Below are 17,181 nucleotides of genomic sequence, written 5' to 3' on the forward strand. Positions count from 1 at the left end.
AGTCTCCCATTGCTCCTCTTCCTCGCGTTCCCTGCGTCGCCTTTCGGCATCCTGCCTTTGCTTGAGTTCATACTCTGAAATTCTCATGCTGCGTCCTTAATGAATAATATCCAGTGAGTTTTGTCGTTCTTGCCCACACGCTGAACTATCGTTGGTTTCTGGTCAGTAAGGGCTAACACTTGCTTTGTGGGAATCTGAGTTTCGTTCCACTTGAAAGCCAAAGTTCCGTTTGGCCGCAGCACTCGAAATGCTTCACTAAACCCCTTGGCTAAATCCTCTTTCCAAGATTCTTTATTTAATCGACCGTACTTTTTAAACATCCAACCGTTGTGGCCAGCGCGAATTAAGTGAGGCGGGTCGAATACAACTTGGTGAAATGAGTTATCAGAGAAGGGGAGGTTTTTAAAATCAGCGATAATATCTGGTGTTATGTTTAGCTTCCTGCCATCACATAGAATGTGTTTTTCTACCCTTATATCGCTGTAAATTGCTCTGTTGTCTTGCCTGTCAAACCAAAACATGCGACTACCGCAACACATATCTAGAATAGGGCGCATGGCTATCTCCTTACGTGAATGCGTACACTCCACGAGTATCAACCTGACGTAAAATGCGATTTGTTTTTTCGCATTGCTGTTTAAATTTCCAATCAGCAAACAATAATTCGACTTGTTGCTCAGTCATTTCAGACTCGCGAAGTAGGGTGAATACCTGCTGTTTTGCGTGTTTCTGCTTTGCGTTCATGTTGTACTCCGTATGCTGTTTTTAATGTTTCGTTTGCTTCGCTCCATCCGTTCTCATCCTTGAGATAAAGAGCACGCCATGCTTGTTGTTGAGCTATGCAAAGTTTGTGTTTATCAATATTCATGCTTACCTCTGGATGTGCGAAACTCTCACTTATAGATTGATAGCGATTGTTATTGAAAGTGTTCTGGTGTTGGTGCGGTGGGTTACTGCTTTGCTGGTTCTGGTAGGTCTTGCCAGTGAGTTGCTGCCACCTCCTGACCATATCTATTAAATCTATTTCCTTTTAATCTGCTCGCTTCAACAACATGTCCATATATTGTTGTGATAAGGACTCGCTTATTAGCTAAGGGCAATTGCTCATCACATCGAATCCAGCCGTTATTATCATTTGCCATTTCCTATGTTCCTTATGTGCGTATTCCTCACTATTAATAGCGATATGAAATGTGTTGTGGTGGGTTACTGCTGACCGAGGGCTTAAGGCTTACCTAGAGCTTTTGCGATTGCTAATTTTGCTGCTTTGTACTCTGGAAGATAGTCGTCCTTTTCCTTGCTATAAAATAACTCCACTTGTGCTACAAGAGTTATTAATGATTCAAGGAGTTCAGGTGCGGCAGATATTAAGTAAGCATTTGACATGGCTTCTAACACCTGACTTTCTTCATTTACAGTATGAGCCAGCATGGCAACCATCGTTGTTCTATCACCTACAACAGGACAGCCATTAGGACCCATCGTTGCGAGCCTCCATGGTGCTGGCGTTCCTTTAAATCCCATATCACCCCCTAGCCTTTAACATTGCATCTGCCATGCGGTAGTAGAATGCGGCAATTTTTTCTAAATGCTCATCCGTGCATTCATGAGAAAAGAATCCATTTTCTTCTTGTTGTGCAGCAAAATCACCTTGCATAGCCTTAGCAGCGAAATAGTCTCGCAATGTCGCATCACTCGCCATTTCTACGCGAATAGATGCATATTCATATTGTTCTGTCATACTCCCTCCGTTATTAACAAGTAACTAAATAACCTTGGCTTTTAAGGTATTTGATTATATTTTCTTCACTAATGGCTGTTCTGAGTATTTCATTTTGATATTCCTCTGGAATTGAAATATCAGCCACATCGGTGACCTTTACCTCCATTATTCCAACCCCTGAACTGCAATCAGCAGATGAGCACAAAATCGTAATATCCATCTCTATCTCCTATCTATTAATCACCAAGCCATTCAAGGTATTGCATCTCTTGAATAACTTGCTCGTCTGTTGGCTCTCGATTCTCTTTATTGCACTCCTTGCAATTTGTAGCTGCCACTGGTTGACCCATGCAGCCACATTCACGACCAGAGCAACAGGTAATAAACTCAATGCCATCTTGGCAATATTTATTGCTACATTTCATTGCAGCTCCTATCTATTAATCAACTCACCACAGCCCACCTTGATGGACTGTAATTAGTTAACTGTGCTCGTTTTTCTGCTGCTCAAGCTCTCTTGCTATCATTGCAGTTGTGCGTATCGCCCATTTATCGATAATTAATCCATCCTCCATCACTAGAACCATTTCCTCTGGCCTAACCATACATTCAGCATCAAGTTTGCAGCCTTTGCATTTTTTGAACTGGCTACACCATTTGCTAGTGTCAATAGTCGTATTCATACGGATAGTCCTGATATTGACTCATGTCATCGTCTGGATGCTCGTCGAATTCTTCGATATCGTATTCCATATTCACCCCCTTGCTGTGACTGAACTGTCACTCATAATCGGCTTGCGTAGCCGTGGTTGCTTGTGTTGTACATCGGGTATGTCTTTTATCCCGATAATTAAGCTTGCCAGTACATCGGTTTCATCTACTGGTTTGAATATCGAATCCCATATTTCTTCCACTGAGCGGCTTGGCGTTTTTATCTCTTCACGTTTACGAGCTAGAAATGCAGCCCTGCGCTCATATCTACGTTGAGAGTAATTACTTCTTTCAATGACTTTTATAGTTGTCATATTTGCCTCCTAAGTGATCTTTGGTGGTGATGCCGAATGCCTCCGGTAGCTGTCTTTCGCCCACAAGGCGACTGCTTGTCTTTTCGACCATCACCCCAAAAACCACTCAGTGGTGATTCAAGAATGCCTGAATCATGTTTGTCTATTTTTTAAAGAGCATGGCTTGCTAATGAATCCGGCTTGCCTTTGATGTGATTGATAATACTAAAGGTATTAATTATGGTCAATACTAATGATATTAAAATAAATACCAAAAGTATTATTTGATTGAATTTAAACGGAATTTATTTTTAAAAATTATTTATCTTGCGAGGAAAATCACGCGATGTGACGAAACCTATGCTAAATTGTCGTAAAACTCAGGAGGATTTATGAATTTAGATGACGAGAAAGTTGTAAAAGTGGTAATGGAAGTTGGCGGGGCGGTATTCAGACTGCTAGATAATACCGACACCATCACCAAAGAAATGATTATTGATGAACTTGAGCGATACCGCAAAGAGGTAACGAACACATTACACAAAGGCGCTTTACGTGATGCCGCTCAAGTGGTTAGAAGTATGGGGAAGATTGGATAGGGCACAAAAAAGCCCTCGCTGGGAGGGCTGTGGGGGTTATTTCTCTGATTTTTTTACTAATACAGCTAGAGATAGTGGCATTCTAAAGCTGCTTATACCTATATTGTTTGCATTCATTGTCATGCGGCGTCTAAAATCAAGGTAAGTTATACTTGCGCACAATTCTGTTTTTTCATCTTCATTCATTGATGAATACTGTTTCTCGTCGATAATCTCAAATTCATAATCAACAGAAAGGCTAAATTTAAATTCGTGGTCAACCGAGTCAAAATCAGGGTCATCCTCTTGATCTGTCAGTTTTCCAATGACCTTGGATGAAAATGTTAGCTTGCAATTCTTTAGCTCTTCATCTTCCTCCAATGCATTATGCAACTTAAACTTAGCCGCTATTTTTGTGACATCTATATCTGGCCTTGTGAAGTCCATGCTGTTAGATGTTACTGTTATGGATTTTAATGCGACTGCTGACACTATGCTCATTGAAATGACTCCGAATAAAAGCCAACTACTTGAATATCACTTTCTCTATCTAACATATCGCTATCTCTAGCAAAATTTGCATCTAATGACGAAACCCAAGAGTTCCCGCTTTTCGCATTAGCCTTGTCTTTATAATGGGCTGCTCTACTTTGAGCTTTGATTATTTCCTTCATCTGAGAAAATTGATTATAGATATCATTTTTTAACTCATTTTGCGCATTATAGCTTGTTATGCATGTTGCTAAATATGAATTCAAACTCACGCCTTCATTATCTGCAGCTTTAATGCATTTAGCATGAATTGATTTTGGTAGCCGTAAGGTCACTCTTCCGCTGACATTTTCAATTTTAGAGTCATCGTTTGGCTCTGGGAAAATCATCCCGTTCTCAGTAAAGGCTTCATATGCGGTTGCTATAGAGTCAATTGCTAACTCTCTTGCAAAATCAGCGGTATCTGCATACTCTCTAATGTCAGGAAGCTCTGTAACACTAGCTACATATACCACTTCGTGATCTTCAATGGTTTTTTTTACTGATATAGTATATTTTTCTGGGTCAAAGACTTTATTTGTCATTGGCTTCAATTTCCTCAAGTTCATCCTTGTACTGATTTAGTATGCGTAGCGTGTTTGTTATGTACGCATGCTTCATCTCTCTATTCGGTTTATGTCCACAATCTACCGAATGAGTTTTATAATCAGACATAGAGCTAAGTTGTGGATGGGTAAAAATTCGGTGACCTACCGTTTTCCCTTCCTTATGCTTAAACCCCAAGGATTCTAAGTACAACAACAGTCCTTTGCTGCCATTACAAGATATGGACTTTTTTCTCTTAATTAAATCATCTATTACATCTTGTGTTCTAGACATATTATATGACATCACCTGTAGTGTCATTATCAATTTTGTGTGGTTGATTACTATTATTGAATAAACCACACCCTAAAACGTGTCGTCAGACCACTAAACTAATTTCATCATCATCTGAACAGCTACGCCGATGATCTTACAGTTTCCATTGATTGGCGTTATAGGCCACGCAGGGTTTAAGCCCTTTAAGAATTTCTGACCGCCATCAATAACTAGTTTTTTGAATGTGGCTTCGTTTGAATCAGTCAGTTTCGCTATTACCAAGCTGTTGTTTATTGGCTCTCTGCCTGTGTCCACTAAGACCAGTGAACCCTCTGGCACACTTTGCCCTGATGAAGCTGTCATTGAGTCGCCTTCAACTCTCAGCCAAAATGCAGCACCTTGTACATGTACTTCTGACTCATACCACTCATCAATCTGATCTAGCGTGTAAGGCTCACACGCTTCGTTCCATGACCCAGCTTGCACCCAGCTAATTACAGGATATTTAGGTGCAGGTCTATATGGTCTAGGATTAGACACGTTGGGCGAGAGTGCATTAGTGATCATCTCAGCTTCTTTAGCCAAAGTTGGGCTAAAGTCACCAATAGGGACTTGAAGCACATTGGAAAAAACTGAAGCAATCTGAACATTAAGCGGGTTTCTACCATTCAGATAATGGCCTACACCGCCTTGGCTAATATCTAGCATGTCAGCAATCTGCTGTTGCGTTATTCCCAATGACCTTTTCTTGGACTCATACAAAGCTTTCAGTCGATTTGCATCTTCAAGCTGTTCTGTCGTCAATTTGTTCTTATTGCTCATAGCGCTAATTCTAATACCAAAGCTATTAAAAGTGTTAATACCATATGTATTGACCTTTATTAATACTTTCAGTATTATTTGTGTGTGGAATAAAAAGGAGATTTACCATGGAAAGAATTCCTTTATCTGAATTTGTAAAAGAGAACAGTCAGGAAAAGGCAGCATCACTAATTGGGGTTCACCAAACAGCAATTAGTAAAGCCCTTCGTGAGGGTAGAAATATTTTATTAACTGAAACTGAGAATGGAATTAAGGCCATAGAAATTAAACCATTCCCAAGTAGTAAAAAATAAGAATCAACCGCTCTTTAAACAACTTAAACCGCTCTAGGCACTCTTGGAGCAACCAATTAACTCACAGGATCGTGAGCAACGGACTAACTACGTCAAAAGGAATTTAACAAATGGACACAACAAAAAATATCAAAATCACATGTAAACCAGAAACACTCGAAACCTATTTCTTTCAAATGATGTTTAAAGATGGAAATGACGGGTTCGCTAAAGCAATGGGTATTCACCCGAGTTCAGCTAGTAGAGAGAAGAGTCGCATATTCAGCTTGGCTTGTAAGGCTATAGCTCGTTATGGCTTACCTACTGAAGCTGTATCAATGCCTGAGAGGTCTAGAAGCGTAGTGATTGAAGGTGACTATGCAGAACGGTTAATTCAGGCACTGGAAAGAAAAGGGAAGGTAAAAAGAAATGCCTCAAATCTGGCACAAGATGAGGCTCAAATTGAACTACTTTAAGGAATCAATAATTGCAGGAGTGATTATACATGAGAAACAAATTTAATTACAGCGCTGTGCATAAAAACGTCATGCGTGATCGGGCTAATCGCTCGGTCACTGAGCAGGGAGCTAAATTGCTCAGGTCAGCATTGGAAGATGCCCTAAAAAGACAAACTCACAAAGAAGAGGTAACTGGAGGGAAACAGCATGAGTAACGTGTCATATGCGCTGCAAAAACGCTTTGAGCAGCCTGTTAAGTCAGGCAAGGGGTTTGCCTTCATGCACAGGAAAATTCAAGACTGTGACTTTTACAGGAAGGATTCTGAGGCTGTCCATCTCTGGCTACATTTCATTATGACTGCAAGCCATCAACCAGAGGTTGTTGATACTGATGTTGGTCAAATTGCTATTGGTCGAGGTCAGATGATGAGAAGCCGACCGCAGTTAACGGAAGAAACTGGAATATCAGATAATAAAATCAGGTCTCTTTTGAGAAGTTTTACCAACAGAGGAATGATTTCGGTAGAAGTTAAAAGTAAGAAAATTAGCATCATTACAGTGCTGAAATACGACGAATATCAAGGTAAAAATTGTCCGGAAATTGTCCGAGAGTTGTCCGATGCAAATCCAGTGATGCCAACGCCTAACATCGGTACCTGTCCGGAAGATGTCCGAGAAACCACCTTATACAATAATATTAAAAACAATAATACATCTAAAGATGTATTTGGTGGACTTTCTGACGAAAGCCACGATGACCAACCAATCAAAATTAAATCTAAAAAATCTCAATCAGTACCCTATCAAGCAATGATTGATGCCTATCACGAAATACTTCCTGAAATGGCAAAAATACAAGTTGTTCGTGGTACCCGAAAGAACAAGCTCAGACTGTTCTGGCAAAAATGCAATTCAGAATACATGCAGCAGCATAACAGACCATTCACGCTGGATAACTGGCGCGGCTATCTTGGCTACATCGCTAAAAATTGCCGATGGATGATGGAGCAGAGACCAAACGGAAAGGGCGGCTTCTGGGCGGCTAAGAATTTAGATTATTTGATCACTGATGCGTGTTATGTGTCAGTCAAGGAGGACAGGGCTAATGATCGCAAGTAATTACCAAGTACCACACAGCATAGAGACCGAGCAGAGCGTTATCGGATCCCTACTGATTGACCCAAACAGTGACAATGCTCAGCGTGTATTTTCCGTGTTGAAGCCAGAGGATTTCTACGGCACCCATCACAAGATTATCTTTGAGCAAATGCGGTCAATGGCTAGCAAGCATCAACCGATTGATATCTTAACCGTGTCTGACAGCTTGAAGTCAACTGGCAGCGAAGGAGCTACTGGCGGATTAGGTTATCTGGCTGAAATTGCAAAGAACACCCCAAGCGCTGCAAACGTGATCCACTACTCGAAGAAAATCAAAGAGTATGCGAGTGAGCGTTACGCAATTGAGAAAATCAACGAAGCCACGCGATTACTGATTGAGCCAAGCACTCTAAGCTTTGGTGAAAAAATGGAGTTCGTGCAGAAGCTTGTAACTGACGCAAGCGAAAACGGTGTTACTGGTCGAAAGTCTGGCTTGAAAAATATGGCTGAGCTATTGCCTGAGTGGTTCGAAGGCGTAGAAAACATGTTTAACAATCCCGATCAGTTTGTAGGACTCAAGACAGGCATTAAGCCACTTGATGACATGCTGGCACCTAAATTTGTCGTACGTGGATCCCTGTTCGTTATCGGTGCGCGTCCAAAGATGGGTAAGACAACTGTTCTAACTGAAATGGCGAAGAACGTTTCCGATGACGGTCTAGCAGTGGCCTTGTTCAGCATGGAAATGTCCAATGAGCAATTGGTTGAGCGGATGGTAAGCCAGAAGTCAGGATTAAACTCTGACATGTTCTACGGAGGCACTGAGGATGATTTCGAATGGGCGCTACTTGGCAAGGCTATCAGTGACCTGAGCGAAAAGCCTAACATTTGGGTCGATGATACAGCAGGAATGACACTTGAACACATTCAGTCAGAGTGCCGGAAGTTGAAGCGCAAGGTTGGGAAAATCGGGTTTATCGGCGTGGATTATTTAACGCTGATGAAAGCTGGCAAAGCAGACCGTAACGATATTGCCTACGGTGAAATTACCAAAGGACTCAAGCAGCTAGCAAAAGAGCTTGATACTACTGTGGTGTTACTCACACAGCTAAACCGCAAACTGGAAGATAGAACCAATAAGCGACCTATGCCAAGTGACAGCCGTGACACTGGTCAAATCGAGCAGGACTGCGATTACTGGATGGCAATACACAAAGAGTCGGTTTACAACGACAAAGCCGACAAGACGCTTACAGAGCTTATTGTGAGACTTAACCGTCACGGAAAATCAGGCACGGCATTTGTAGACCAGAAAGGACTTTGTTTATTCGACACCGACCAAACTCACGCAATGGCTCGAGCTGATATGGCAACCGCCAACCGCAACACACCAAATCATAAGGACTTCTAGATGAAACCCATTAAAACTAACGATTCCCAAAGAGGCACTATTTCTAGACATCCAGCTTTTGGAATTTTAAAGATGTCAGTGACTCAATCTAATGGAACTACTCTTTTTGGATCAAACCTATCACACCAACACTACATGCACTTTCAGTTGGCAATTGGCGAGGAAACCAGAAGAAGTGAATCGGAGGTGTATTATTCGAAAACATACGAAAAATGCTCTCAGCCAGTTATAGCTGACTTCTCAATGACGATGAGCCAGTTTGTTAATTTAATAACTACACCAAATACTGGCACTGGCGTTCCGTGCACATTGAACTACTACAACACAGGCGACATGGTCAACGCTCCGAAAATCGACATATCCGAAGCTGAAGATATTACGTCACGCATAAAAAATGACGTCAAGCAGTCAGCGAAAAATGAAGCCAAGGTATTTAATGACGCACTAAACCAATTGGGTGAACTTGTAGCCAAAGGGAAGGCAGGGAAGAAAGAGCTAACCGAACTATATAACACCCTACAAAACAGAGTTAATAACTTGCCTGAAAATTTAGCCTTCTCTGTAACTCTGGCGGAAGAGGCCGTAGATAAAATGGTCACTCAAGGGAAAACTGAAATTGAAGCCACAATCATGAATGCAATAAAGCAATTAGGCGTTCAGTCTCTTTCTGAAGGGAAGCAAATAACCCTTAAAGCAACCGATGATTAAGCGAGGTGTTGAGTGATGAAAGGAACAACGTTAACAGAGCTGAATGAGTTCTATATTCGAAAACTGGATGTAGAGGATAAAGCCGATGACATGAAAACAGCATTTCGCATGGCTTTATTTTTGGATAAGTCAGCATGGAAGATAGAAATAGACCCACATGTTATCTGTAGGTCTGATGGCAGTGTATTCGAAGTTGAAATGGATAAGGAATCGGCAGAGCGATTAGCCAATCAGCTAAACGAGCTAACAGGAAATTCCAGCCAACGGGAGGCATCTAATGCAGGGAGCTAATCAAACTGATGGCATTAAGTTAGAAGTTATTTACATGGGTAAAGAAAATGACATTTTTGTGATTTTTCTTAAAGGGCCTGCGCCACTAAGTGCATTACAGGACATCGAAACCAACCTATTGCAAGATGCCGAAGAGTATGACCTGTTTACCGAACATGGAACATATCAAATCAGCGTAACGAGAGATAGGGGTGAATATGATAGCTGTGGTCGATGTGAAATTGCACCATATTGGGATTTCGATATTCAATCATTTGAGCCAATGCCAGAGGGTGAATGATGAATGAGCTCAATAAAGTGCCTACATGCACTGCCGTTGATAATAGAATTAAATTCTGTGACGCAAGTTACGTAGTAAATAACCATGAAAGATGTGTGAACTGTGAGATAAGAATTGAGCGAGAAAAAGGCATCAAAGAAGCAATCGCAGCATGGAACAGGAGAGCTAACAGTGACTAAATCGCAAAGAGAAAAACTAAGGATGTTATTCGGTGGAAAGTGCGCCTACTGTGGTTGTGAGCTTGGAGAAAAATGGCACGCCGACCACGTTGAGCCTGTTATTAGAGTGAATGGTTTAATGGTTCATAAAGATAGGGATACAGAAGAAAATCTAGTCCCAGCATGCCATGCTTGCAATCTACATAAACATAGCCACCCACTTGAAAACTATCGAAGAATAATTGACGACGGAAGGAATGAATTTTTACGCTCAGGAAAAGGAAAAGCATTAGTGAGAATGGGGCTAGTTGAAATGAAGCCTGACCCAATTGTTTTCTATTTTGAACGTTATCAGAAGGTTAGCTAACAGTGAGTGATAAGGTAATAGTAGATTTTTACTATCTAGCCCATCGCCAGTTGCCACGATTATTCTCGCTTAATATCTACATCGATAATCAACATGATGCGATTATTTATCCAGTTAAACCAACAAAGAAACAAATACGGCACTTTAAGAAGAAATACATCCCTAAGCTTAAATCGGCTCAAAAAAGGCAAGAGAATAGGAGGCTAATTGACGGATGACATCTGTCTCCACAAATCCAATCTCAAAGGCATTTTCAAAACCCTCTCAGAAGTAACAGAAACTGGTAAGCGATACCGAATCAAAATCACCGAATGGCGTGAACTCAGAACAATACCAATGAACAAAACATGGCGTATGTGGATAGAAACCACAGGCGATTGGCTGCGTGCGCGTGGCGTTGTCATTGATATTAAAAATGGCGCTGGTGAGGTTGTTCTATCAAAACCAATCACCAATGAAGAAACGCATGAGTATTTTGTTGGTCACTGGCTAGGTCGTGATGAAAACGGAGAGCGTGAGAAAACCCGCAAGATGGATAAAGCACGGATGCTCTACATGATGGAGAAACACGAAGCATGGTGTATTGAAAAAGGCATTTCAATCATCATCCCAAACGACAGCGAATACATGAAACTCAAGGAGCAGCAAGAGAGATGACACATGATGAACTATGCGAGATAGCCGTTAAATTTCTTCGCAGAAATGGCTTTGAAATCGTGTTCGATGACAAGCTGAAATCTGTTAACTGCTCAGGTGAACAGCCCGACGCGATTGGATTTAGGAGTAGCGTGAGTTGTTTAATTGAAGCGAAAGTGAGTCGTTCTGATTTTCTAGCTGACAAGAAGAAGCGGTTTAGGATAAACCCAGAACTCGGCATGGGCGACTGGCGTTTTTTCATATCACCACCTGACATTATCAGTATTGACGATTTACCGAAAGGATGGGGGTTGCTTCACGTAGTAGGAAAGACAGTGAAGAAGGTTCATAAATGGCCTAGCAACTGTCTGTGGATTAGTGAGAAGCCGTTTAAATCAGACAAGCAAGCCGAGTGCAATCATTTGTATAGTGCGTTACGGAGAATGAATAAATGACACCAGAAGAAAAACTAAAGCAACTAGATGAACGCTTAGATGAATTGCACAGGGTAATTGATTATCTGAACGAATCGCGCAGGGAGTTAATAAATCGTCACAATCTAAACAAGGAGAAGTTATGACTCAGCAAGGCAAGAATGCGATTGAAATAATCAAAGCGGTTAGAGAGCTTGAATATTTCACCACAAAACAAGCGCAAAACATAACAGGGATACCTTACTCAACGGCAAGTTACATTATCAGCCTAATGCGTAAATTTGCGGCCGTGTCAGTTGTAGGGAAAAGCAAAGGTACATTGAAATACAAAATATCACCTGATGCTGTGCAGATTGTTAAGCGTGAATTTACCGAAGTTTTCAAGCCAGCTCCTAAAAAAATAGACGATGAAATAGTAGGTCGTGGAATGGTCTATGTCGAAAAGGCTAATGTGCAAGGTATGGGTAGCACATTCTTAAAACGCATGGATTCTTTATTGAGTGAGGTAAGAGCATGAAGAAGCAATTATTCTTTGGTCTCATTGTTGGCCTAATAGTTACTGCTATTTGTATTTTTGTGGAGGCTGTTAAATATGGCTAACCCAAGGCGACGGCGCTGCAAAATATGCAGAGAGTGGTTTCATCCCAAGTACGAAAATATAGAGTGGTGCAGTCCGGAACATGGAGCAGAATTAGCAATCAAGCGACGAAGTAAGGAGAGAGAAAAACTAGAAGCCAAACTCAAGAAAGAACAGAAGCAAAAAGAAGTAAAAGCCCGCGATAAACTCAAAGCCCGCAAGTTAGCAGTAAAACCCCGCAGTTATTGGATTAAACAAGCACAACAAGCCGTCAACGCATATATCAGAGAAAGAGACCGTGATTTGCCATGCATATCATGCGGAACGTTTCAATCTGCTCAGTGGGATGCTGGTCATTATCGGACTACCGCTGCGGCTCCACAACTGAGATTCGATGAGCGAAACATCCATCGGCAATGCGTTGTTTGTAATCAGCATAAGTCGGGGAATCTAGTTCCATATCGCGTAGAGCTTATTAATCGAATAGGACAGAAAGCCGTTGAGTCTATCGAGTGTGACCATGAGCGCCACAAGTGGACTATTGATGAATGCAAAACCATCAAAGAGGTCTTTAGGAAGAAATTGAAGGAGCTGAAAGATGCAGGCTGAAATCACGACCATTCCAGAATTACTCATCAAAACGCATGGAAATATGGCAGAAGTTTCTAGATATCTAGGATGCTATCGAGCGACGGTAAAAAAATACTCGAAAGATGTTAACGCTGAAGGTCATGTAGTTATCAATGGTCGCCTAATGACGATATATAAAACAAGAGTGAATGGCACGTCCAGTCTCGCCAAAGAATTAGATAGTGCCGTTTCTATTGTTAAATGTATTAAACCCGAAGCTGATTGCAAAAGCTCGCAAATTAACACGAGGTGAACAATGCGCGATATTCAACTTGTGTTGGAACGATGGGGAGGGTGGGCTGCTGAGGGTAAAAGCAAGGTAGGATACTCATCAACAGCCGCTGGGTTTAGTGGTCTTTTCCCTGAAAGCGAAAGAGTTAGATTATCTTGCTGTGATGATGATGGGATAGCTATTGATGCAGCCATTGGGAAGCTAATTTCTGTAGGGAGAAAGGATGAGTTTGATTTAATAGATAAGCATTACATAAAAGATATATCTAAATCAGCCATTGCAAGAGACATGAAGTGCTCTGAGGGGAAAATCAGGCAAAAGCTAATGATAGCGGAGACCTTCATTGATGCTTGTCTAATCATGGCTAATGTCACACTAGAAATGGATGAATGGTGCAAGAAAACATCATTTGACAGCTAAACTATTTTCGTAACGAGTTTTAGCTGCTAATGTGATAAGAGTGACAACAACGTCAGCAGCTTATATAGCCTCACTTCGGTGGGGCTTTTCTATAATGAAAACTCTATTTGCTAGCTTCTACCTTGCACATAGCGGCATTAAAGCGAGTAGGGTTCTCATTGTGGAGAATGCCAAGGCTGATTGGCTACGATGAAAAAGCAGTGTAACGAGTCATTTCCGTATTTGCGGACTGCATGACACGCAGGAGTTCAGCGCCTGCATCCACAATCAATTCAAGAGGTCGCTCAGCGGCCTTTTTCGTATACGCCGCCACAGAATTCTAATCACACACACTTAATTGACGCATAGAGATTGTGCGCGGCTATTTATTAACTTTAATCAGCCCCAAGCTAAGGGGGAGGTATGAAGAAAATGCCTTATAAAGACCCCTTCAGTTATAGCTGGGCGAGAGAGTTATTAATTGTAATCATGACGCTATTAGGCTCTATTGCCAGTTATGCATACAAAATCATCAATGGTGAAAAGTTTAGCCTCTGGATGTTCATTGCTCAGGCTTTGGTATCTGTATTTGCTGGCTCATTCGTTTTTCTTGCTGCGTCATATTTTCAATGGGCTCCTGAATACGCAGGCGGTATAGCTGGCATTGCTGGCTGGTCTGGTGCGGAGTTCGTAAAAACAATTGAGCGTAAATTTAAAAGGAAACTAGGCGATGAGTAATCAGCAGCGAAAAATAGCACGCGGTGAGCGAAACAATAACCCAGGCAATATACGTCATGGTTCAAAGTGGAAAGGGCTGTCAGCAACACAAACAGATAAAGACTTCTGTCAGTTCATCTCTCCCGAATATGGCATTAGGGCAATCTTTGTTTTGATGCGAACTTATGAAAAGAAATATGGTTTATGCTCAGTCCGTCAGATTATCAATCGTTATGCACCACCAAATGAAAACAACACTGAAGGCTATATTCAACGCGCAGCAAAAGCACTCAGAGTTAGTCCTGAAGATTGTCTGACTGTGAACGATAAAAAGGTGGCTATCGAGTTATCGAAAGCAATTATCGCAATCGAGCTTGGGTATGCCGTTCCTTACTCTGATGCTACGTTCGAAAAAGCGTGGAGCTTGTTGTGAGTTGGGCTGAAAAAGCGCTAATTGTTATCTTGGCTTCAATGGTAGGCGTTATTTACTTTTTAAGCGACTCGATAAACAGTAAAAACGAGAAAATTAAACAGCTTAATAATGACCTATCAATGCAAGTGGCCATCACTATTGACTACGAAAAGCGCATTAACTCCCTACACGAACTCGACACTAAGCACACAACGGAACTTACAAATGCAAAAGCTGAAATTGACCAGTTGCGTGTTGCTGCTGAGCGTAATCCTGAGCGGGTGTACATCAGAGCCAGTTGTCCGAAAGGCGAAACCAATTTCACCTCCGGCGTGGATGATGGAGCAACCGCCAGACCTACTGACTCCGCTATCGGAAATTATTGGTTACTCAGACAACGAATCGCAGAGTCCAAACAAATGATACTTGGTTTGCAAGATTACATTAGAACGGAGTGCTCACAATGACCTACTCTGAGTTAATTGAAGGCGCTTATTTGGAGATAGCCAAGAAAGCAATACGGGAAATTGAACAACAAAGAAATGCCCCAGATATCGGGGCGAAGCGAGAATAATAGTTCATGAATGTAACGCAACTATACGTTAATCATGAATGACCACAACCTTAAAAAGGTAGTAATCTCAAACGGATATTACAAATATGAGCCTCCAATTAGGGGGCTTTTTAATGGCAAAAAAATAGCCCCTGGTGTTGAGGCTTAAAAGTGTAGGAATATATATGAAGTTAATAACTTAGCGATGTAATAACCATACCCCTCTTAATGTTACGTTACGAAAGTAAAGTTAAAAGAAAGTTACATTTATTCAAGTTTTGTAATCAGTAGTACGCATTTCACTCTGTGCATAGCACGCACATCTAAAACACCAAGAGCCTACAGAAAGTGATCCTGAGAACTGCCGTTATAGCTGGCGAGCTCTCTTGGGGCGGCTTTTCTGTGCTAACAGGTTCACTTTCTATAGGAAGAAACGTAATGATTAAAATCGTACCCATGAAGTATGACGAAACTCTGATCCCGTTTAATGGCGATTGTTGGGTTAATGCCACAGCAGCAGCTAGGCACTTTGGAAAACTAACCAAAGACTGGTTAAGGGTCTCATCAACTAAAGAGTATATCTATGAGGTTGGCAAAGAGCTTGATATTGAAGCGTATAATTCTAAAGAGGAGATTTCTCCCCTTTTAGTTCGAGTAGAAAAAGGACGACATGGCGGTACTTGGATCCATCCTGAATTAGTAATTGAGTTCGCAAGATGGTTATCACCAAAATTTGCTCGCGCTTGTGACCGGCACATTAAAAACATGTTGATGTCACAGAGTATGACATTGACCGAAGATCAGGTTATTGGGTTACTAACATATAAAGAGGCCACTGAATGGGAAAAGCGATTTCAAGAACCCTATTACAGAGCGCTATCAAAGATGTCAGGGACTCCTTATTTTGGTCATGTTGGCGGTTGTCCGTTATTGTTCGCTGGTATCACAGCTAAATGGGTTTATGGCGTTGCATTGCCTGATTATGTCTATGAATCTGTCAAAGAAAATAAAGGCGACAGAGAAAAAATCCATCAGTACCTGAAAGGTGATGCCTTGCATGCGGTAGAACAGCAAATGGTTGCAGTGACAAACATTGCTAATAGCTCTGTTGACTACAAAGACTTTGATGCTCGTTGTATGGCTGCTTTTGATGTTAAAGGGCAAATGCAATTGCTTTACCCTTCAGCGCATGGAGAGCAATATGCAGCAAGATTACAGTAAGCAAGTAGAAATCGTTTCATTAGTAGTCAGCGAGTTATTTTTGATTAGGCAGGTCGCCATGCATAAGCGGCCTGTTTTTCGTTCATCGCTAGGGGATATTAAGTTTAGCGTTGAGTCGTTGGCCAACTTCTTAACATCATACTATCGGGAAGATTATAAAAGCGACCTTGAATTAAGTATGCTGTTCTTCAATATGCTGAAAAGAGAATACCTACCAGATCCGACAGTGCTAGTTTCTTGGTGCATGAGTGAAGAGCTAACCAATGAGGCAATACATAAAATATCGGGCTTGCTTGAAGACTTCGCGGAAATGGAGTTTTCAAATCAAATTGCATAGGCCACTCAGCGGCCTTTTTTATTGGCAACAAAAAAGCCGCCAAGGAACTAGGCGGCAAAGCTTGGAGTAGTACTATGAAAGATGCCATGTAGGAGGCAGTAATGCTTGGAATTGCTTATGGCTTTACAAGAATACAAATCAAATGCGTAACAATCAAGTAACCATTTGTTTCTAAATGGTAATATCCTCTAACAGCGAGTAAATCATGACTGAATTAGAATCACATCAAAAAATCCGCTTAGGCTTACTTAAGCTAACAGGCAATAACACCGCAGCAACCGCAAAGGCAATTAAGCTCATCAAGGATGACCAGCTTGAATATGAGCTATTTGTACAATTGTGGAATAGCAATAACGGCAACTTTGATAACGGCAGCGTCGATACGCTAACGAAAGTCGATTCCGTCTATCAACGAGTGCAGGAAACAAAGAAAACGTTATTCAACGATGAAGTAGCAGAATAACCAATCACAAAGCCAGTTCATGCGGACTGGTTTTCTAATTTGTTATG

Annotated in this window: 35 protein-coding genes; 22 read left to right on the top strand and 13 right to left on the bottom strand. The window is 41.4% G+C overall.

The features are described 5' to 3' along the window. Positions 1-83: 83 nt before the first annotated feature. From M1F17_RS08905 to M1F17_RS08945, 9 genes are all read right to left on the bottom strand, one after another. A complete protein-coding gene (locus M1F17_RS08905; RefSeq protein ID WP_318837374.1) occupies positions 84-557 on the bottom strand; it encodes a class I SAM-dependent methyltransferase in 474 nt (157 codons plus the stop codon). 10 nt (positions 558-567) lie between these two features. Further along, complete coding sequence (locus M1F17_RS08910) at positions 568-744, bottom strand: hypothetical protein (RefSeq protein ID WP_318837375.1); 177 nt, start codon at positions 742-744, stop codon at positions 568-570. A gap of 206 nt (positions 745-950) precedes the next feature. Then, positions 951-1,142, bottom strand: a complete 192-nt coding sequence (locus tag M1F17_RS08915) for a DUF551 domain-containing protein (protein ID WP_144141902.1) — start codon at positions 1,140-1,142, stop codon at positions 951-953. 82 nt (positions 1,143-1,224) lie between these two features. After that, positions 1,225-1,524, bottom strand: a complete 300-nt coding sequence (locus tag M1F17_RS08920; RefSeq protein ID WP_318837376.1) for a hypothetical protein — start codon at positions 1,522-1,524, stop codon at positions 1,225-1,227. Between the two features lies 1 nt (position 1,525). Then, positions 1,526-1,741 (bottom strand): hypothetical protein, encoded by a 216-nt coding sequence (locus M1F17_RS08925; protein ID WP_318837377.1) that lies wholly within the window; start codon positions 1,739-1,741, stop codon positions 1,526-1,528. A 13-nt stretch (positions 1,742-1,754) separates the two neighbouring features. Further along, entirely contained in the window at positions 1,755-1,943 is a 189-nt protein-coding gene (locus M1F17_RS08930; protein ID WP_318837378.1) for a hypothetical protein, read from the bottom strand. 16 nt (positions 1,944-1,959) lie between these two features. Beyond that, complete coding sequence (locus tag M1F17_RS08935; RefSeq protein ID WP_063073722.1) at positions 1,960-2,148, bottom strand: hypothetical protein; 189 nt, start codon at positions 2,146-2,148, stop codon at positions 1,960-1,962. A gap of 57 nt (positions 2,149-2,205) precedes the next feature. Beyond that, on the bottom strand, positions 2,206-2,406 hold the full coding sequence (locus M1F17_RS08940; RefSeq protein ID WP_094963050.1) for an antirestriction Ral family protein: 201 nt from the start codon (positions 2,404-2,406) through the stop codon (positions 2,206-2,208). A 72-nt stretch (positions 2,407-2,478) separates the two neighbouring features. Continuing rightward, positions 2,479-2,748: a hypothetical protein gene (locus tag M1F17_RS08945; protein WP_318837379.1), complete on the bottom strand. Its 270-nt coding sequence runs from the start codon at positions 2,746-2,748 to the stop codon at positions 2,479-2,481. Between the two features lie 371 nt (positions 2,749-3,119). Between M1F17_RS08945 and M1F17_RS08950 the strand changes: the two genes are divergently transcribed. Beyond that, positions 3,120-3,326 (top strand): hypothetical protein, encoded by a 207-nt coding sequence (locus tag M1F17_RS08950; RefSeq protein WP_154632320.1) that lies wholly within the window; start codon positions 3,120-3,122, stop codon positions 3,324-3,326. 36 nt (positions 3,327-3,362) lie between these two features. Here the strand turns inward: M1F17_RS08950 and M1F17_RS08955 are convergent, their stop codons facing one another. From M1F17_RS08955 to M1F17_RS08970, 4 genes are all read right to left on the bottom strand, one after another. After that, entirely contained in the window at positions 3,363-3,806 is a 444-nt protein-coding gene (locus M1F17_RS08955; RefSeq protein ID WP_262960974.1) for a hypothetical protein, read from the bottom strand. Continuing rightward, entirely contained in the window at positions 3,803-4,381 is a 579-nt protein-coding gene (locus M1F17_RS08960; protein ID WP_318837380.1) for a toxin-antitoxin system HicB family antitoxin, read from the bottom strand. Before M1F17_RS08960 ends, M1F17_RS08955 begins: the two co-directional genes overlap by 4 nt. Next, positions 4,371-4,676, bottom strand: coding sequence for a hypothetical protein (locus M1F17_RS08965; RefSeq protein ID WP_213914649.1), 306 nt, complete (start codon positions 4,674-4,676; stop codon positions 4,371-4,373). Before M1F17_RS08965 ends, M1F17_RS08960 begins: the two co-directional genes overlap by 11 nt. A gap of 93 nt (positions 4,677-4,769) precedes the next feature. Further along, positions 4,770-5,480 carry a LexA family protein gene (locus tag M1F17_RS08970; protein WP_318837381.1) on the bottom strand — a complete coding sequence of 237 codons (711 nt, stop codon included), beginning with the start codon at positions 5,478-5,480 and terminating at the stop codon, positions 4,770-4,772. Between the two features lie 107 nt (positions 5,481-5,587). Here M1F17_RS08970 and M1F17_RS08975 point away from each other — a divergent pair, with 107 nt between their 5' ends. The 21 genes from M1F17_RS08975 to M1F17_RS09075 all read left to right on the top strand — a co-directional run bounded on the left by M1F17_RS08975 (position 5,588) and on the right by M1F17_RS09075 (position 17,134). Beyond that, positions 5,588-5,773 carry a Cro/CI family transcriptional regulator gene (locus M1F17_RS08975; RefSeq protein ID WP_042847907.1) on the top strand — a complete coding sequence of 62 codons (186 nt, stop codon included), beginning with the start codon at positions 5,588-5,590 and terminating at the stop codon, positions 5,771-5,773. A 110-nt stretch (positions 5,774-5,883) separates the two neighbouring features. After that, positions 5,884-6,228 carry a hypothetical protein gene (locus M1F17_RS08980; RefSeq protein ID WP_318837382.1) on the top strand — a complete coding sequence of 115 codons (345 nt, stop codon included), beginning with the start codon at positions 5,884-5,886 and terminating at the stop codon, positions 6,226-6,228. Between the two features lie 29 nt (positions 6,229-6,257). Then, positions 6,258-6,425, top strand: a complete 168-nt coding sequence (locus M1F17_RS08985) for a hypothetical protein (protein WP_318837383.1) — start codon at positions 6,258-6,260, stop codon at positions 6,423-6,425. Next, the gene (locus M1F17_RS08990; RefSeq protein WP_318837384.1) at positions 6,418-7,329 is read left to right on the top strand and encodes a DNA replication protein; all 912 of its coding nucleotides are present in this window, start codon (positions 6,418-6,420) and stop codon (positions 7,327-7,329) included. The genes M1F17_RS08985 and M1F17_RS08990 overlap by 8 nt, the downstream gene beginning before the upstream one ends. Continuing rightward, entirely contained in the window at positions 7,316-8,719 is a 1,404-nt protein-coding gene (locus M1F17_RS08995) for a replicative DNA helicase (RefSeq protein ID WP_318837385.1), read from the top strand. Before M1F17_RS08990 ends, M1F17_RS08995 begins: the two co-directional genes overlap by 14 nt. Then, positions 8,720-9,427: a hypothetical protein gene (locus tag M1F17_RS09000; protein WP_318837386.1), complete on the top strand. Its 708-nt coding sequence runs from the start codon at positions 8,720-8,722 to the stop codon at positions 9,425-9,427. It abuts the gene before it with no gap. 15 nt (positions 9,428-9,442) lie between these two features. Continuing rightward, positions 9,443-9,718 carry a hypothetical protein gene (locus M1F17_RS09005; RefSeq protein ID WP_318837387.1) on the top strand — a complete coding sequence of 92 codons (276 nt, stop codon included), beginning with the start codon at positions 9,443-9,445 and terminating at the stop codon, positions 9,716-9,718. Beyond that, complete coding sequence (locus tag M1F17_RS09010) at positions 9,705-9,998, top strand: hypothetical protein (protein WP_318837388.1); 294 nt, start codon at positions 9,705-9,707, stop codon at positions 9,996-9,998. The genes M1F17_RS09005 and M1F17_RS09010 overlap by 14 nt, the downstream gene beginning before the upstream one ends. A 201-nt stretch (positions 9,999-10,199) precedes the next feature. Then, entirely contained in the window at positions 10,200-10,523 is a 324-nt protein-coding gene (locus tag M1F17_RS09015) for an HNH endonuclease signature motif containing protein (protein WP_318837431.1), read from the top strand. A 207-nt stretch (positions 10,524-10,730) separates the two neighbouring features. Beyond that, positions 10,731-11,180 carry a hypothetical protein gene (locus M1F17_RS09020; protein ID WP_318837389.1) on the top strand — a complete coding sequence of 150 codons (450 nt, stop codon included), beginning with the start codon at positions 10,731-10,733 and terminating at the stop codon, positions 11,178-11,180. Continuing rightward, entirely contained in the window at positions 11,177-11,614 is a 438-nt protein-coding gene (locus tag M1F17_RS09025) for a hypothetical protein (RefSeq protein ID WP_318837390.1), read from the top strand. The genes M1F17_RS09020 and M1F17_RS09025 overlap by 4 nt, the downstream gene beginning before the upstream one ends. A 121-nt stretch (positions 11,615-11,735) precedes the next feature. Then, positions 11,736-12,110, top strand: coding sequence for a hypothetical protein (locus M1F17_RS09030; protein WP_318837391.1), 375 nt, complete (start codon positions 11,736-11,738; stop codon positions 12,108-12,110). Between the two features lie 75 nt (positions 12,111-12,185). After that, the gene (locus M1F17_RS09035; protein WP_240105876.1) at positions 12,186-12,779 is read left to right on the top strand and encodes a recombination protein NinG; all 594 of its coding nucleotides are present in this window, start codon (positions 12,186-12,188) and stop codon (positions 12,777-12,779) included. Next, positions 12,769-13,053 (top strand): hypothetical protein, encoded by a 285-nt coding sequence (locus M1F17_RS09040; protein ID WP_318837392.1) that lies wholly within the window; start codon positions 12,769-12,771, stop codon positions 13,051-13,053. The genes M1F17_RS09035 and M1F17_RS09040 overlap by 11 nt, the downstream gene beginning before the upstream one ends. A gap of 3 nt (positions 13,054-13,056) precedes the next feature. Further along, positions 13,057-13,452, top strand: coding sequence for an antiterminator Q family protein (locus M1F17_RS09045; RefSeq protein WP_226693946.1), 396 nt, complete (start codon positions 13,057-13,059; stop codon positions 13,450-13,452). Between the two features lie 402 nt (positions 13,453-13,854). Beyond that, a complete protein-coding gene (locus M1F17_RS09050) occupies positions 13,855-14,169 on the top strand; it encodes a phage holin family protein (RefSeq protein WP_226619035.1) in 315 nt (104 codons plus the stop codon). After that, positions 14,162-14,581 carry a structural protein gene (locus tag M1F17_RS09055; RefSeq protein ID WP_125892551.1) on the top strand — a complete coding sequence of 140 codons (420 nt, stop codon included), beginning with the start codon at positions 14,162-14,164 and terminating at the stop codon, positions 14,579-14,581. Before M1F17_RS09050 ends, M1F17_RS09055 begins: the two co-directional genes overlap by 8 nt. Continuing rightward, a complete protein-coding gene (locus M1F17_RS09060) occupies positions 14,578-15,027 on the top strand; it encodes a lysis protein (RefSeq protein ID WP_318837393.1) in 450 nt (149 codons plus the stop codon). Before M1F17_RS09055 ends, M1F17_RS09060 begins: the two co-directional genes overlap by 4 nt. 524 nt (positions 15,028-15,551) lie before the next feature. Next, entirely contained in the window at positions 15,552-16,334 is a 783-nt protein-coding gene (locus M1F17_RS09065; RefSeq protein WP_318837394.1) for a KilA-N domain-containing protein, read from the top strand. After that, positions 16,315-16,671 carry a hypothetical protein gene (locus tag M1F17_RS09070; RefSeq protein ID WP_318837395.1) on the top strand — a complete coding sequence of 119 codons (357 nt, stop codon included), beginning with the start codon at positions 16,315-16,317 and terminating at the stop codon, positions 16,669-16,671. Before M1F17_RS09065 ends, M1F17_RS09070 begins: the two co-directional genes overlap by 20 nt. 205 nt (positions 16,672-16,876) lie before the next feature. Then, entirely contained in the window at positions 16,877-17,134 is a 258-nt protein-coding gene (locus M1F17_RS09075) for a DUF2560 family protein (RefSeq protein WP_318837396.1), read from the top strand. Positions 17,135-17,181: the final 47 nt, after the last annotated feature.

It is taken from the genome of Providencia sp. PROV073 (genome assembly GCF_033688125.1).
Classification (GTDB): Bacteria; Pseudomonadota; Gammaproteobacteria; order Enterobacterales; family Enterobacteriaceae; genus Providencia; species Providencia hangzhouensis.

Excerpts from the sequence above, each read along its gene's own strand:
- M1F17_RS08905 (WP_318837374.1), bottom strand. The coding sequence starts at position 557 with ATGCGCCCTATTCTAGATATGTGTTGCGGTAGTCGCATGTTTTGGTTT.
- M1F17_RS08910 (WP_318837375.1), bottom strand. The coding sequence starts at position 744 with ATGAACGCAAAGCAGAAACACGCAAAACAGCAGGTATTCACCCTACTT.
- M1F17_RS08915 (WP_144141902.1), bottom strand. The coding sequence starts at position 1,142 with ATGGCAAATGATAATAACGGCTGGATTCGATGTGATGAGCAATTGCCC.
- M1F17_RS08920 (WP_318837376.1), bottom strand. The coding sequence starts at position 1,524 with ATGGGATTTAAAGGAACGCCAGCACCATGGAGGCTCGCAACGATGGGT.
- M1F17_RS08925 (WP_318837377.1), bottom strand. The coding sequence starts at position 1,741 with ATGACAGAACAATATGAATATGCATCTATTCGCGTAGAAATGGCGAGT.
- M1F17_RS08930 (WP_318837378.1), bottom strand. The coding sequence starts at position 1,943 with ATGGATATTACGATTTTGTGCTCATCTGCTGATTGCAGTTCAGGGGTT.
- M1F17_RS08935 (WP_063073722.1), bottom strand. The coding sequence starts at position 2,148 with ATGAAATGTAGCAATAAATATTGCCAAGATGGCATTGAGTTTATTACC.
- M1F17_RS08940 (WP_094963050.1), bottom strand. The coding sequence starts at position 2,406 with ATGAATACGACTATTGACACTAGCAAATGGTGTAGCCAGTTCAAAAAA.
- M1F17_RS08945 (WP_318837379.1), bottom strand. The coding sequence starts at position 2,748 with ATGACAACTATAAAAGTCATTGAAAGAAGTAATTACTCTCAACGTAGA.
- M1F17_RS08950 (WP_154632320.1), top strand. The coding sequence starts at position 3,120 with ATGAATTTAGATGACGAGAAAGTTGTAAAAGTGGTAATGGAAGTTGGC.
- M1F17_RS08955 (WP_262960974.1), bottom strand. The coding sequence starts at position 3,806 with ATGAGCATAGTGTCAGCAGTCGCATTAAAATCCATAACAGTAACATCT.
- M1F17_RS08960 (WP_318837380.1), bottom strand. The coding sequence starts at position 4,381 with ATGACAAATAAAGTCTTTGACCCAGAAAAATATACTATATCAGTAAAA.
- M1F17_RS08965 (WP_213914649.1), bottom strand. The coding sequence starts at position 4,676 with ATGTCTAGAACACAAGATGTAATAGATGATTTAATTAAGAGAAAAAAG.
- M1F17_RS08970 (WP_318837381.1), bottom strand. The coding sequence starts at position 5,480 with ATGAGCAATAAGAACAAATTGACGACAGAACAGCTTGAAGATGCAAAT.
- M1F17_RS08975 (WP_042847907.1), top strand. The coding sequence starts at position 5,588 with ATGGAAAGAATTCCTTTATCTGAATTTGTAAAAGAGAACAGTCAGGAA.
- M1F17_RS08980 (WP_318837382.1), top strand. The coding sequence starts at position 5,884 with ATGGACACAACAAAAAATATCAAAATCACATGTAAACCAGAAACACTC.
- M1F17_RS08985 (WP_318837383.1), top strand. The coding sequence starts at position 6,258 with ATGAGAAACAAATTTAATTACAGCGCTGTGCATAAAAACGTCATGCGT.
- M1F17_RS08990 (WP_318837384.1), top strand. The coding sequence starts at position 6,418 with ATGAGTAACGTGTCATATGCGCTGCAAAAACGCTTTGAGCAGCCTGTT.
- M1F17_RS08995 (WP_318837385.1), top strand. The coding sequence starts at position 7,316 with ATGATCGCAAGTAATTACCAAGTACCACACAGCATAGAGACCGAGCAG.
- M1F17_RS09000 (WP_318837386.1), top strand. The coding sequence starts at position 8,720 with ATGAAACCCATTAAAACTAACGATTCCCAAAGAGGCACTATTTCTAGA.
- M1F17_RS09005 (WP_318837387.1), top strand. The coding sequence starts at position 9,443 with ATGAAAGGAACAACGTTAACAGAGCTGAATGAGTTCTATATTCGAAAA.
- M1F17_RS09010 (WP_318837388.1), top strand. The coding sequence starts at position 9,705 with ATGCAGGGAGCTAATCAAACTGATGGCATTAAGTTAGAAGTTATTTAC.
- M1F17_RS09015 (WP_318837431.1), top strand. The coding sequence starts at position 10,200 with ATGTTATTCGGTGGAAAGTGCGCCTACTGTGGTTGTGAGCTTGGAGAA.
- M1F17_RS09025 (WP_318837390.1), top strand. The coding sequence starts at position 11,177 with ATGACACATGATGAACTATGCGAGATAGCCGTTAAATTTCTTCGCAGA.
- M1F17_RS09030 (WP_318837391.1), top strand. The coding sequence starts at position 11,736 with ATGACTCAGCAAGGCAAGAATGCGATTGAAATAATCAAAGCGGTTAGA.
- M1F17_RS09035 (WP_240105876.1), top strand. The coding sequence starts at position 12,186 with ATGGCTAACCCAAGGCGACGGCGCTGCAAAATATGCAGAGAGTGGTTT.
- M1F17_RS09040 (WP_318837392.1), top strand. The coding sequence starts at position 12,769 with ATGCAGGCTGAAATCACGACCATTCCAGAATTACTCATCAAAACGCAT.
- M1F17_RS09045 (WP_226693946.1), top strand. The coding sequence starts at position 13,057 with ATGCGCGATATTCAACTTGTGTTGGAACGATGGGGAGGGTGGGCTGCT.
- M1F17_RS09050 (WP_226619035.1), top strand. The coding sequence starts at position 13,855 with ATGAAGAAAATGCCTTATAAAGACCCCTTCAGTTATAGCTGGGCGAGA.
- M1F17_RS09055 (WP_125892551.1), top strand. The coding sequence starts at position 14,162 with ATGAGTAATCAGCAGCGAAAAATAGCACGCGGTGAGCGAAACAATAAC.
- M1F17_RS09065 (WP_318837394.1), top strand. The coding sequence starts at position 15,552 with ATGATTAAAATCGTACCCATGAAGTATGACGAAACTCTGATCCCGTTT.
- M1F17_RS09070 (WP_318837395.1), top strand. The coding sequence starts at position 16,315 with ATGCAGCAAGATTACAGTAAGCAAGTAGAAATCGTTTCATTAGTAGTC.
- M1F17_RS09075 (WP_318837396.1), top strand. The coding sequence starts at position 16,877 with ATGACTGAATTAGAATCACATCAAAAAATCCGCTTAGGCTTACTTAAG.